The organism is Butyrivibrio sp. VCB2001 (assembly GCF_000423965.1).
Lineage (GTDB): Bacteria > Bacillota > Clostridia > Lachnospirales > Lachnospiraceae > Butyrivibrio.
In genome coordinates, this window is sequence record NZ_AUIZ01000017.1 from 46,950 (window position 1) to 60,928 (window position 13,979).

The 13,979-nt window shown below is 45.1% G+C and carries 10 protein-coding genes; 2 read left to right on the plus strand and 8 right to left on the minus strand.

The genetic code is table 11. From position 1 onward, the window contains the following. Positions 1-2: 2 nt before the first annotated feature. On the minus strand, positions 3-2,555 hold the full coding sequence (locus G589_RS0114050) for a hypothetical protein (RefSeq protein ID WP_051192402.1): 2,553 nt from the start codon (positions 2,553-2,555) through the stop codon (positions 3-5). 85 nt (positions 2,556-2,640) lie between these two features. On the opposite strand from G589_RS0114050, the gene G589_RS0114055 reads away from it, so the two are divergent. Beyond that, positions 2,641-3,090: a DUF402 domain-containing protein gene (locus tag G589_RS0114055; RefSeq protein ID WP_242826456.1), complete on the plus strand. Its 450-nt coding sequence runs from the start codon at positions 2,641-2,643 to the stop codon at positions 3,088-3,090. On the opposite strand, the gene G589_RS0114060 is transcribed toward G589_RS0114055, so the two are convergent. From G589_RS0114060 to G589_RS0114085, 6 genes are read right to left on the minus strand one after another with little or no spacing between them, the layout of a single operon-like run. Continuing rightward, on the minus strand, positions 3,084-4,283 hold the full coding sequence (locus G589_RS0114060) for a cell wall hydrolase (RefSeq protein ID WP_081669061.1): 1,200 nt from the start codon (positions 4,281-4,283) through the stop codon (positions 3,084-3,086). The two genes, G589_RS0114055 and G589_RS0114060, sit on opposite strands and share 7 nt — an antisense overlap. A 4-nt stretch (positions 4,284-4,287) precedes the next feature. Then, positions 4,288-4,770: a deoxycytidylate deaminase gene (locus G589_RS0114065; protein WP_022770749.1), complete on the minus strand. Its 483-nt coding sequence runs from the start codon at positions 4,768-4,770 to the stop codon at positions 4,288-4,290. Positions 4,771-4,804: 34 nt separating this feature from the next. After that, on the minus strand, positions 4,805-5,434 hold the full coding sequence (gene upp, locus G589_RS0114070) for a uracil phosphoribosyltransferase (protein ID WP_022770748.1): 630 nt from the start codon (positions 5,432-5,434) through the stop codon (positions 4,805-4,807). Positions 5,435-5,457: 23 nt separating this feature from the next. Next, the gene (gene rpiB / locus G589_RS0114075; RefSeq protein ID WP_022770747.1) at positions 5,458-5,886 is read right to left on the minus strand and encodes a ribose 5-phosphate isomerase B; all 429 of its coding nucleotides are present in this window, start codon (positions 5,884-5,886) and stop codon (positions 5,458-5,460) included. A gap of 19 nt (positions 5,887-5,905) precedes the next feature. After that, a complete protein-coding gene (locus tag G589_RS0114080; protein ID WP_026522573.1) occupies positions 5,906-6,964 on the minus strand; it encodes an L-threonylcarbamoyladenylate synthase in 1,059 nt (352 codons plus the stop codon). 8 nt (positions 6,965-6,972) lie between these two features. Continuing rightward, entirely contained in the window at positions 6,973-8,673 is a 1,701-nt protein-coding gene (locus G589_RS0114085) for a glycosyl hydrolase family 18 protein (protein ID WP_026522574.1), read from the minus strand. A 689-nt stretch (positions 8,674-9,362) separates the two neighbouring features. Between G589_RS0114085 and G589_RS0114090 the strand changes: the two genes are divergently transcribed. Continuing rightward, positions 9,363-10,160: an adaptor protein MecA gene (locus G589_RS0114090; RefSeq protein WP_026522575.1), complete on the plus strand. Its 798-nt coding sequence runs from the start codon at positions 9,363-9,365 to the stop codon at positions 10,158-10,160. A gap of 79 nt (positions 10,161-10,239) precedes the next feature. Here the strand turns inward: G589_RS0114090 and nifJ are convergent, their stop codons facing one another. Next, entirely contained in the window at positions 10,240-13,770 is a 3,531-nt protein-coding gene (nifJ, locus tag G589_RS0114095; RefSeq protein WP_026522576.1) for a pyruvate:ferredoxin (flavodoxin) oxidoreductase, read from the minus strand. Between the last annotated feature and the right edge of the window lie 209 nt (positions 13,771-13,979).

The following is a 13,979-nucleotide window of genomic DNA, read 5'->3' on the forward strand; positions in this document are numbered from 1 at the left end:
TTTCATTTTATATAAGTGATGAAATGGTATCCATTATCGGAAAAGAGCTTGTCCGAATCATTCATTCCATACTTATAAACCTGGCCTGTCTGCGGATTCATAAGCACCGTGTTGAGGTCATTGAAACCGATCACCAGCATCGATGATCCGTCATTTAACATTGCCAGAACCGGTATGTCCTGATTGACATAGTATAACATAGCTGACAGCGGACAACCATCCAGTTCCAATATCTGGGCATCCGGGAGCGAGCTCTTTAAGATGCTGACTACGCTCTCGCCCTCATCAAGAAGTGACTGAACATTCCTGTTGATACCTTCATACCTGAGCATCAGATCGATGCAGACAGCAGTTGAACTGATCTCATCCATACCCTCGTAGCTCTCGGCGGTTCTTGTTATGGTCATGTTCTGGTTTGAGCGAAGGAGATTTCCCTTGAGCCATACATAATCATTGTCATCGCTGACAACCATGCCAGGCGCATCGTTCGCTAGTTTGACAGCATCCGCCGGATTAGTATAGATAGCCCTGATTCCATCCATGCCATATACATAGTAGAAAGGCTTTTCCTTGGTATCTCTTTCTATATCGGGCTTAACATTTCTGCTGCCCTCAAACAGCGTCTGGTTAGGTGTAAGAACTCTTAGCTGCTTGGACTTAATATCACTCTTTGTTGTGATCTGAACAATTTTCTCAAATACATCTACAGAGACCACTGTAACCAGATTGTTTCCGGTCTCCGGTTTAAGTGTGCTGGTTATCTGATCGTCGTAGGTTGAAATATAATTCTCACCGGATTCATCCTTCACGACTCTGGTGAGCTTTATCTGATTTTCTCCGATTGACACGCCTGTCACATAAATGTCGCTTGGATGGTAGTTTTCAAGGATGTTTCCATCAAGGTCACCAATCCTTATGTTGTACATCGCATAAAGAGGATTGCCCATTGTATCAACGCCAACGTCCGATGCATGACACAAACCATACACAAGATCCTCTCCCATAAATCCCAGCAGGATTATGTGATCTCCCGGCTCTGCCTTTATCTCTGACTCCACTCTGTTACTGAGGTTCATGAGCTTAAGGCTCTTTAGATCGCTCTGCCATGCTATGGTGCTCTCAGACCTTGAGATTTTGTACTCTCCTGCTCCGATGTTCTGAGCCACGAGGCTTGCTGACTTGCCAAGCAGGTCTATGGCGTAAATATTCTGATCCAGCATTACGTAAAAGATATCTGCGCTGCTTGCGTAGGCTATGTTCGAAACGTAGTTACAAAGAATCTCTGCAGACTGAACGCTCTCTACGAAGACCTGCTCCTCCACAGAGTTCATAGCTGAATCATAGTCATAGACTGCGATTCCGACAGCACCCTCATGGATTCCGCGGTTCATGTAACCTGCAACAGCGAACCTTACGTTTCCTGCCTCATCCACCTTCAAGATCTTGATGGAATGATCCTGCCATCTGGTCCTTGGATCATCGTTGTTTGTATCATAGAAACCAAAGAGGTAAGCGAGCTTACTCTCTGAGTTGTTGAACATGTAAAGCCTGTTCTCACTGACAAAAGCAAAGGCGCTTCCGCCGCTGCTCTCCACCAGCTGAAGGTCAGGACTTGAAATATTCATTGCAATAGTGTTGGTTCCAAGCGCATAGGAAGATGAATCAAACACATAGTTCATAGTCCTCTCAAAGTTGAGAAGGTACATTCTGTCCGACGTATATCTTACCCTGTAGCACTCCGTCACGTTGTAGAGCCTGCTGGCAGTGCCATCCTTGATAGTAACCCTGTACATGAGCTCATAGATACCGGTCTGTCCATGAAGGTCCTTAACAAATACCTCCGGCTCAGTGTGCTTTGTAACGGTCATATCTCCCCAGGTCACCTGGTTAAAGCTCGAGTGAATGTTCACCTTATTGAAGGTAGTGTTGTCGCCATCACCGTTGGACTCAAGATACTTGGTGTACTCCTGAGCCTCTGTCTTACTGAAGGTTGCCTCGGAAAATCCCAGAACGAAATCCAGCTCCTCATCCATGTAGTACTTAGAATCGTCCTCAGTCCAGACAAACCTTGAGTAGTATCTGGCCTTTCCGATCTCAGTATCCATGAGGATTACCAGCATGTACTCCTGCCCCGGGTTTATAAGGTCTTTCAGGACAAAAGAGCCTTCGATGTAATCAGCGTTTTCCTTGTAATCCGTGATCTCTGTGTTCTCGACAAGGCTCTTGCCGTCTATGCTCCTGACTTCAAAGCCAAGGTTCCAGACCTTGTTTCCGAAAGTATTTACCTTGTAGTGAACATCCCTTGCTGCTCCGATCGGCATTATAGTGCCGCGAAGGTAACTAAGATCAAGCTCTGAAGTGTAGCCGTGAAGAGGATTTACCTCTCTGTCCCCACTGACAAGCGTCACCATGGGAAGTGTGGCCTCGGACATGGGGGCAGACATATCTGCATTGTCCCCATTGGAGAAGTGACTTACGACAAGCATCGCTATGACAAGAACTACTATGAAGTAGATTGTTTTTAATATTGTTAGTCTAATCGATTTATCCTGCATAATTGACTTTCAATTTTCGCTAGTATATTATTTTTGTATGAATAATTTAACGCTATTTCGCAGGCGCTTCATCCCGGATGAATGCGTGGAACTTAAGGATGATATTATTCTAAAGCGGACGGATTCCATGATCGTGACCAAGTGGCACGTTATCAAGGAGCGCCGCGATTTTTCCGATGGCTATTCCTGTTTTTACCTGGACAGAGGCTACAGGATCAGCAAGTTCTTAAAAAGAGACGGTGAACTTCTCTTCTGGTACTTCGATGTGGTTGACTATGAACTGAACGAAGCCAAAAACGAGCTTCATATCATAGACCTTCTTGCTGACGTTGTTGTTTACCCCTCAGGTAAGATCAGGGTTGTGGACCTGGACGAGCTGTCCGAGGCCTTTGAGAAACGCCTAATAAACGAGACTCTTCTTAAAAAGAGCCTGCTCTCCCTGAACAGGCTCCTGAATGAAATCTATACAGATGGTATAGAGCCACTTGCGGCCCCTATTGAAGAACTTATAAAAGCTGAGGGCAAAGATCAGTAAAATACATGCCCACCAATGTTGATTCCTGAAAGTCCCGGCACCGGCGTTCTGAAATATACGCAGTTGCCTACATTCGAATAACCTTTCATTGCTTCATCGGCAGCCTGGTAACAGGCTGCTGTTGCTTTTCCATCGGCAAGTGCCAGTGCAAGCCTTCCGCTTGATGCCGGTGAAAACTGCTTGTTCTGATAAATAACTCCCACCACCGTATCCGGATAAACTGAAGACAATACCCTGTTGATAACAACAGAGCCAACTGCCAGCATTCCGTCATAGGGTTCTGACCCGGCTTCGCAGTAGATAAGGTTTGCCAGAAGATATATGTCTCCCTCGGCAAATTTAACTTCCGAAATATTTCTCCAGGTGGAGTTCTTGGCAAGTCTGGACATCCTCATCTCTTCGGCAAGCTTGGCCTCAAGCTTTTTGATGTCTGCTTCCTGTGCCTTTATCTGATCCTCAAGAGCCTGGGCCTTGGCTTCGGCATCTGAGATATCGTTGGCATATTGCTTGATGGATCCGGAGGTCTGATTAACAAGACCTGAAACTCTGCTCTGCTCGGCCTGCTCCTTGACCTTATAATCCTCAAGCTGCTCTCTTTCCTGTTCCAGAACAGCCTCTTTTTCCTCGATGAGCTGCCTGGTCTCAACGTATTCATTGAACATCTTGCGGTCGTAGGCCGAAAGCTGTTCAATATAGTTGTTCTTGTTAAGGAAATCCGCGAAATTGTTGGCTCCGAAGAACATTCCCAGCATCATGTTATTCTGCTTCTCATACATGAACTGAATACGCTTCTTCATGGAAGCATACTGCTCTTCCTCGATATTCCTTGCTGCTTCCAGCTCAGCCAGGGTATTCTCGATCTCGGTTTCCTTATCGCCGATCTGCTCTTCCAAAGACTCCAGATTGTTACTGACCTCAGTCAGCTGAGAGTTCAAGTTGTTAAGCTGCCCCTGAAGTGAGGATTTCTCCTCATTCATCTCGGCAATGTCGTCCTTGGTATCCTCGAGCTGACCCTGAGTCTGCTCCTTGGCCTTCTTGGCATTCTCAAGCTGCTGCTTGGTAGAATCCGTGGCACCTGCAGTTATCGGCATGCTTACAAAGAGCATGATGACCGCACAGAAAAGAGCTGTCGTCTTCAAAAGAACTCCGGCTATGAAATTGTCTTTTGCAAAAAAGCTCTTCCTGTGATTCATGGTGTCAGATAGTGATCTTGATGGCCCTTCCGCTTCTTGTGTACTGATAATATCTCACACCGGCAGCATCGAACATCTTCTTGGATGCCCTTGTTGACGGTGTCTGGCTGTATTTGTCATCGTCATATACAACCGTTTTAATGCCGGACTGTATTATAGCCTTGGCACATTCATTACACGGGAAAAGAGATACATAAATCTTGGCACCCACAAGACTTCCGCCGCGGTAGTTTAAGATGGCGTTAAGCTCGCTGTGGGTAACGTACGGATACTTGGTGCAAAGCTCATCATCGCTTTCTCTGTCCCAGGGAAACTCCTCATCAGAACAGCCCTTTGGAAAGCCGTTATATCCCATGGAAAGGATGTTGTTATCTTCGCTTACAATGCAGCTTCCAACCTGAGTGTTAGGGTCCTTGGAACGCATGGCTGCAAGCTTTGCAACACCCATGAAATATTCATCCCAGGAAATGTAGTCTTCACGCTTCATATGATCTCCCCCCATATTTGCTACAATCCCACTATTACTTGGTTCCGAAAATACGATCTCCTGCATCTCCAAGTCCGGGAACGATGTATCCGTGCTCGTTAAGATGCTCGTCAAGTGCTCCAACGTAAATGTCTACGTCAGGATGTGCTTCCTGCATAGCCTTAAGTCCCTCAGGAGCTGCGATGATGCACATGAAGTGAATGTGCTTGCATCCTCTGTCCTTGAGCATCTGGATAGCTGCAACCGATGAACCGCCTGTTGCCAGCATAGGGTCAACTACAAAAATCTCTCTCTCGGAAACATCTGCAGGCATCTTGCAGTAGTACTCTACAGGCTTTAAGGTCTCGGGATCTCTGTAAAGACCGATGTGACCAACCTTGGCTGTAGGAATAAGTGTAAGCATTCCGTCTACCATACCAAGTCCTGCACGAAGGATAGGAACTACGCAGAGCTTTCTGCCCTTAAGCTCCTTGACTGTTGTCTTGCAGATAGGAGTCTCTACCTCTACATCCTGAAGCTTAAGATCTCTTGTTGCCTCATAGCAGATCAGCATAGCGATCTCGCTGATGGTCTCTCTGAAATCTCTTGTTCCTGTTGTTGTTCTTCTGATAAATCCAATCTTGTGCTGGATCAAAGGATGATCCATAATTACTACTTTGCTCATACGCATCCTCCTGATTAAAATTATTATTTTTCTATCTTGGATATTCTTCTTGCATGCTTCTCAAGGCCTGAAAAAGGAGTATCCAGGAAAACATCTACGATCTCATTACCAAGGAGCTCGCCTGTCATTCCGCCGCCCATGGCAAGAACGTTGGCATCGTTATGCTCTCTTGTAAGTCTTGCTGTTGTTGTCTCGCTGCAAAGAGCGCATCTGATTCCGGGAACCTTGTTGGCTACGATTGAGATTCCGATACCTGTTGTGCAGATAACGATTCCCTTCTCACACTCACCTGATGCTACAGCCTCTGCTGCTGCCCTTCCGAAGTCAGGATAGTCGCAGGAATTCTTGTCATAAGTTCCGAAATCCTTGACCTCAAAACCTCTCTCAGTAAGGTGCTTCTTAACTGATTCCTTAAGATCAAATCCGCCGTGATCACTTGCAATAGCTATCATTTCTTTGTACTTCCTTCCACTATAGTATTATAACATTATGGCCTGCGGCCTTCAAAAGCCTATTCATTATTGCCTGGCCGATTCCACTCTCGTCAAAAGACTCTGAGAACATGATATCAATATTCTCATCATCAAATTCCCTGAGGACCTTAAAGAGCTCGTGGGCGATGGTTGCTTCGTCTTCTCTGTTGCCTACGCTCTTAATGACGTCTGCACTGTAGAGAGTACTGGTCGCATCAGTTCCGATGATGCCGACTCTCTTGCCCTCTGCCATAGCCTCTTTTGCCTTGGAATTTATATAGTCCACTACCTCCTGCTGGCTTCCCTGAACTATTGTAAGGCTTCCCTTGGGAGCATAGTGTCTGTATTTCATTCCGGGAGCCTTGGGCTTCTCGGTCGAAGCTGCATCTATAATGGTCCTGTCAATTGTGACCTCTCCCAGCACCTCTTTTAACATATCCTGAGTGATGTAACCGGGGCGAAGTATCATGGGCTCCTCTGATGTGAGGTCCACGATTGTTGACTCAAGGCCTATGCCAACCTGGCCACCGTCGATGATCATTTCAATCTTGCCTGAGAGGTCCTCTACGCAGTATCTAGCGAGGGTGGGACTTGGACGTCCCGATGTATTTGCACTGGGTGCTGCGATATATCCACCGGACTGTCTTATAAGCTCAAGGGCAATTTCATTGTTTGGCATACGGATTGCTACAGTATCAAGGCCTCCTGTGGTCTCGTGGGGAACCTTCTCATTCTTGTTCATTATCATGGTAAGGGGGCCGGGCCAATAGGCCTCTGCCAGCTTGTAAGCTGCCTCCGGCACCTCATCCACAATTGCCTCCACATCCTCCATGGTTGCCACGTGGACTATCAGGGGGTTGTCGGAAGGTCTTCCCTTTGCTGCGTAGATCTTCTTTGAAGACTCGGGATTTAAGGCATCTCCGCCAAGACCGTAAACCGTCTCGGTAGGAAAGGCAACAAGCCCGCCTTCTTTTATAATATCTCCGGCCTTCTTCAGTATCTCTTTTGCCGCAGCATCAATATTGTGTTCTTCTATCTTATAAAGCTCTGTATTCATAATTCTTATCAGCCACCTACATATGAAGCGATGAGATCCCATACTTCAGGGGATTCCATGCCAAGTGACCACTCTGCGATTCCTGCTATATTATTGGCTCTCATGGAGTCGATCTTCTGTCCGATACTTGTCTCATCTTCCATCCAGATCTGAACCAGGGTTCCGTCCTGTGTGTATTCTCCGTAGTTCTGTCCTGCCTCTGCATTCCACTGCATGTCGATGTTGTGGTTTGCGATAAATTCCTTGGCAGTCTTCATGGCAACTGCTTCGCTGGAAACCTTGCCGTCTGTGGTGCGCCAGATTCTGGTGTAGAAAGGAACTGCATTGATGACCTTCTCTGCCGGTACGTCTTCAAGAGTCTTGATGATACCGTTCTCTACATATTTAAGAGAAGCAACAGAACCTGCCTCCTGAGATCCGCCGTAGTGCTCATCATATCCCATGATGATGACATAATCAGCAAAAATCCCCTGCTCCTCAAGATCATAGTGATCGTTGAAATTCATAGGCACATAGTTATCTACTGAGAAAACAAGCCCTGCCTTTCTGCAGGCGATGGACAGCTCTCTCATGAACTGAACAAAGGACTGACCATCCTCTGTTGCGATAAGCTCAAAGTCAAGGTTGATGCCGTCTGCTCCGACTGCCTGTGTCTCCTCAACAGCTTTGCTGATGATGGCAGCTCTGCTGGATGCGTGAGATAAGAACTCATGGGATGAAACTTCGCTTCCACCGGTGAAGTTATCAAGAAGCACCCACACATCAATGCCCTTGTCATGGGCAGTGTTGACATAAGAAGATGTTGCAAAGCTTCTGATTGTTCCATCATTGCCTGTTACTGCAAGCCATGTTGGGCAAAGAACATTAAGGCTCTTAGCGTTTGATAAAACATCGGTTATTGTATCATTACCTGCTACACCTCCGATGTTGTGGAAGCCAAGGTTAACCATGCCATCCTTGGAGATTCCTGTAAATTCAGGTTCTACATAATCCTCAACAGGAATAGGGCTCTTTGTGGTCTTATCCTTAAGTCTCTTGTTCTCAACATAACCAATGAAGGAATCTGCGCTCTTAACCTTGGTCCAGTTCTCAAGCTCCTCGAGAACGATTACCTGATCTCCCTTTTTTACTTCCTCAAGGACTTCACTCTTTACTCCGCCTCTTAAGCGAATCTGAGTGTTCTTGGAGATGGTAGCAACCTCTTCATCCTCCCAGCTTGTGGTGAGCTGTAAGTGATTTGGATTATCGAAACCTTCATAATAGAAGTTTGCGTATTTCTTTACATAATCAAGGGCAATGTAGAGAGTCTCTCCCTCAAGCCTTGAGATAACGTAGCTCTCTTCAGAGCTTCCGCCCTCGCTGTCTGACCAGGCGCTTGTGCCGATGACATTTGTAATAACCGCTGTGGGTGTTGTGTAGAGAAGTGTTCCATCCTCTACTCCGTAATAAAAGCGGTCATTGAGGTACTTCTGAACAGAAGCAAAATCCATGTAGTAGTAGCCGTCAAAGAGCTTAGCGTGCTCTTCGATCTTCTCATTGCCTAAAATGATTGGAACATCATTATCGCCTTCTACTCCGAAATAGGCCTCAAGATCAGCCTTCTCTGTGCTGTAGGAGTACTTCTTGAGCATCTCCTGACCCACGTAAATACCTGCAAAAATAAAAATAAGGACGATTATAATAATCGCCGGAAGTATCTTTTTCTTCATATCCTAGCTCCTTTACAATCGCCCTATATTATAACAGACTATTAAGTTTACGTCATTAATGAAAGTACTCCTATCCTGTTAACAATCTATGTTAAAACTAACTTGGTGTGCATGGTGGGGTCCATTTTGCAAAGGTTGATTGTTATTATGGATTTTCCTTTCGCCATTCGGATACCAGATTCCCAAAAGGCAATACACGTGATAAATTCCTCAAGTGGTAAGTTCAGATACCCGTTTTTGGTGTTGACATATTTTAATATTTAGAAGCGCCCAACCACAAATCCTTCCGCTACATATTTTGACTCGTACAAAATATGGTATAATTTAAGTAGAAATAAAAGATTTTGTTTGTCTGAATTTTGTTTGTTGTTTGTTCTTAGGGGAATCATATTTGAAACTACTAAGACATCTTACCGCATTGGTAAGAAAAAAGAAAAATAGAAGTTTAAAATTTCCCTATCACGCCTCCTTTCCGGACTTAAGTCTCGCAGGAGCGCCTCACAAGAAACAATGTTAACAGCAAAATCTTAAGATTTACCGTCGAAATTTCTTAAGATTTTTTGTAGAATTCTTAAGATTTTATGTAGATGGTAGGTTTTTAGCATTAAAATGACGATATACCTATTGACATAGTATATTTAAGCACTTAATATCTATGTATTCCAAAGTCAGGAGAGGAGGTATGCATCATGAAGATTGAAAAAGTAAACGATCACCAGATCAGATGTACACTTACCAGAGATGACCTTGCGAAGAGAGACCTCAAGATTACTGAGCTTGCATATGGAACGGACAAGGCAAAAGAGCTTTTCCAGGACATGATGCAGCAGGCAAATATAGAGTTTGGATTTGACGCCGAAGATACTCCACTTATGATCGAGGCCATTCCCATCAACTCAGAATGTATTGTCCTTATAATAACCAAGGTAGAGGATCCGGATGAACTTGATACCAGGTTCTCCAATTTCGCTCCTTCCGTTCATGAAGAGGACGAGGATGAGGACGATGAGGATGAAGACTACGAGTACGATGAGGAAGAAGAGGATGAGGAAGAGGATGTGATGAGTCTTTTCAAGAGACTTCAGCACAGCAACATGAGCGACTTCATCGATACTCCTTTCGGATCACAGTCAGATTCCAAGAAGGTTAAAGAGAAAACATCCGGCCCCAAGAAAAAGGGCGTTCCAAGCAGAAAGGGATCAAGAATCTTCTCATTCAATTCCCTTCACGAGGTTACTAAATTCGCAGCAATAGTTAATCGCAAGTTCTGTGGAGTAAATACTCTCTACAAGAACGAAGCAAAAGGTAAGTACTACCTGATACTTCATCAGGGTGACATAGACAGTGCAGTATTTGCAAACATCTGCTCTCTTCTTACCGAGTACGGTCAGACAGAGATCGGTAACACAGCAGATGAGCACTATCTGGCTGAGCACTTCACTGTAGTTATCAAAGATAACGCAGTGCAGACACTTTCAAAAATTTAACGATGTATATAAAAAAACCCCATGGCCATCAGCCATGGGGTTTTTATTATATCTGTTTAACTCTCAGATGATCGAAAGATCAATCTTTTCCGTAAAGAGCAACCAGCTTCTCAAGATAAGCTCTGTGCTCCTTAGCGTGCTCTGCAGCAGCTGCATTGAGCTTAGCAGCTCTCTCAGGATTCTTGAGCTTAAGTGAAAGGTATCTAACCTCACCATCAAGGAAGCTCTGGAAGTCCTCTGTAGCAGGCTTGGAATCAAGAGTGAACTTGTTCTCTGCCTCAGGATTGAATCTGAACATATCCCAGTATCCTGTAGCTACAGCCTTCTTCTCCTCATCCATAACCTTGTTCATGCCGGCCTTAAGACCCTGGTTGATACAAGGAGCATAAGCGATGATAAGTGAAGGTCCCGGATAAGCCTCTGCCTCTTTGATTGCGTTGATGGTCTGCTGCATGTTAGCACCCATAGCGATCTGTGCAACATATACATAACCATAGCTCATTGCGATAGAAGCAAGATCCTTCTGCTTGATCTCTTTTCCGCCTGCAGCGAACTGTGCAACAGCACCTGTAGGTGTAGCCTTAGATGACTGTCCGCCTGTATTTGAGTAAACCTCAGTGTTTACAACGAGTACGTTTACATCCTTACCGGAAGCAAGTACGTGATCGAGACCACCGAATCCGATATCGAATGCCCATCCGTCACCACCGAAGATCCACTGTGACTTCTTAGCTGCAAAGTCTTTGTTCTTAAGAACGTACTTAGCTGCGTCTGAGTTGTCGCCTGCAAGAGCCTCAACAAGAGCATCTGTAGCAGCGAAGTTCTCAGCACCATTTGAGAATGTATCGAGCCACTTCTGAGCAGCATCCTTAGCAGCGCCACCAGCAGCAACGATCTCCTCAACCTTCTCCTTGATTGCATCACGGAGAGCATTCTGAGCGAGTACCATACCCATACCAAACTCAGCATTATCCTCGAACAGTGAGTTATCCCATGCAGGACCCTGTCCCTTAGCATTTACTGTGTAAGGTGTTGAAGGTGAAGAGTTACCCCAGATTGATGTACATCCTGTAGCGTTTGCAACGTACATTCTCTCACCAAAGAGCTGAGTAACAAGTTTAACGTAAGGTGTCTCACCACAACCAGCACATGCGCCTGAGAACTCAAGGAGAGGCTGCTTGAACTGTGAACCTCTGATAGATGTCTCTTTAAGCTTCTCAACAACTTCATCCTTGATAGGAAGAGTTACTGCATAATCGAAGTAAACCTGCTCGTCCTTGTTGTCTGCAATAGCACCCATCTTAAGGGTCTCACCCTGCTTGTTTCCAAGACATACATTTGCGCAAGATCCGCAACCTGTACAATCAAGAGCAGAGATAACAACTGAGAACTTGTATCCGGGAACGCCGTTAAGGTCCTTAGTCTCAAGACCTGCAGGAGCCTTAGCAACTTCGTCGTCTGTAAGAGCAACTGTACGGATTGCAGCGTGAGGACATACGAGTGAGCAGAAGCCACACTGTACGCACTTCTCAGCATTCCACTTAGGAACATTTACTGCAATACCTCTCTTCTCGTATGCAGCTGATCCTGAAGGTGTATCACCTGCAACGTAAGGAAGAACCTCTGAAACCTTAAGAGTGTTACCTTCCTGAGCGTTAACCTTTGACTGGATGTTGTTAACGAAGTCGATAACATCCTTTCTTGATCCTTCTGCCTTCTTGAACTCAAGACCCTCATCCTGTGCGTTAGCCCATGACTCAGGAATCTCTACCTTGATAAGGTTCTTAGGATCTGCACCGGCATCGATAGCATCCCAGTTCTTCTTAACAACATCTTCACCCTTACGGCCGTATGTCTTCTGAGCAGCGTCCTTCATGAACTTGATAGCGTCTTCCTCAGGAATTATCTTTGTGATGTTGAAGAATGCAGACTGAAGAATTGTGTTAATTCTTGTAGGTCCCATTCCAACTTCAACACCGATCTTAGAACCGTTCATGATGTAGAAGTTGATCTTGTGGTCATACATGAACTTCTTAACCTGTCCGGGGATCTCAGCCTCAAGCTGATCTACTGTCCAAGGGCAGTTAAGAAGGAATGATCCTCCATCAACAAGCTCCTGAACCATGTTGAACTTGCGGATGTATGAAGGATTGTGGCAAGCTACGAAGTCTGCCTTCTTGATGAGGTAAGTTGACTTGATAGGCTTCTTACCAAATCTAAGGTGAGACATTGTAACACCGCCTGACTTCTTAGAGTCATAATCGAAGTATGCCTGAGCATACATGTCTGTGTTATCACCAATGATCTTGATGGAGTTCTTGTTAGCACCAACAGTACCGTCAGCACCAAGACCCCAGAACTTGCAGTTTGTTGTTCCCTCAGGTGTTGTAACGAGAGGTGCACCGGCATCAAGTGAAAGATTTGTTACATCATCTTCGATACCGATTGTGAACTCTTCCTTAGTGTCGTTGTTGAATACAGCAACGATCTGAGCAGGAGTTGTATCCTTGGAACCAAGGCCGTAACGTCCGCAGAATACAGGAACTGACTCAAACTTTGTTCCCTTAAGAGCTGCGATAACATCAAGAGCAAGAGGCTCACGGTATGAACCGGGCTCCTTAGTTCTGTCGAGAACTTCGATTCTCTTAACTGAATCAGGGATAGCATCAACAAGAGCCTTAGCTGAGAAAGGTCTGTAAAGTCTAACCTTTACAACACCAACCTTCTTGCCCTGCTTCTCAAGGTAATCGATTGTCTCTTCGATTGTATCGTTTACAGAACCCATAGCTACGATAACTACCTCTGCGTTAGGATCGCCGTAGTAGTTGAAGAGCTTGTAATCTGTACCAATCTTAGCATTAACCTTGTCCATGTACTTCTGAACAATTGCAGGAAGCTCGTTGTAACCTGTGTTGCAAGCTTCTCTTGTCTGGAAGAAGATATCAGGGTTCTGAGCTGAGCCCATCTGACAAGGATGATTAGGATTGAGAGCGCCAGCCTTGAAAGCATCGATTGCTTCATGGTTAACCATCTCATCGAGATCCTTATAATCCCATACTTCGATCTTCTGAATCTCGTGTGAAGTACGGAATCCATCAAAGAAGTTAATAAAAGGAATTCTGCCTTCGATTGCTGCGCAGTAAGCAACAGGTGTTAAGTCCATAACCTCCTGTACACTAGAATCGCAGAGCATAGCAGCACCAGTCTGGCGGCAAGCATATACGTCAGAGTGATCACCGAAGATGTTAAGAGCGTGAGAAGCTACGCAACGAGCTGATACGTTGAATACGCCTGGAAGTCTCTCACCAGCTACCTTGTAGATATCAGGGATCATAAGAAGAAGTCCCTGAGAAGCTGTGTATGTAGATGTAAGAGCACCTACTACCAGTGATCCGTGTACAGCACCTGCTGCACCAGCCTCAGACTGCATCTCAGTAATCTGAACTGTACGGCCGAAAATGTTCTTCTTTCCGGCTGTTGCCCACTCATCTACATGCTCAGGCATAACAGATGATGGTGTGATTGGGTACATAGCGGCAACTTCAGTGAATGCATATGAAGCATATGCAGCAGCTTCGTTACCGTCCATGGTTTTCATGTTTCTTGCCATTTTAATTCCTCCTACCTTATTATATTGTGAGTTCTTGGCTTTTTACACAATTGTCAGTATACGACAATAAGTGTTGTAAAAACTTGATTAGAATCAAAAACGCACAAAAACACCGTCCACACTCTTTTTCCTCCCATAGAAAATAGCTGTGTACGGATGAAATGCACGTATTCTGCCGTCTTCCATAGTACCATTTTTATAAAAGATTG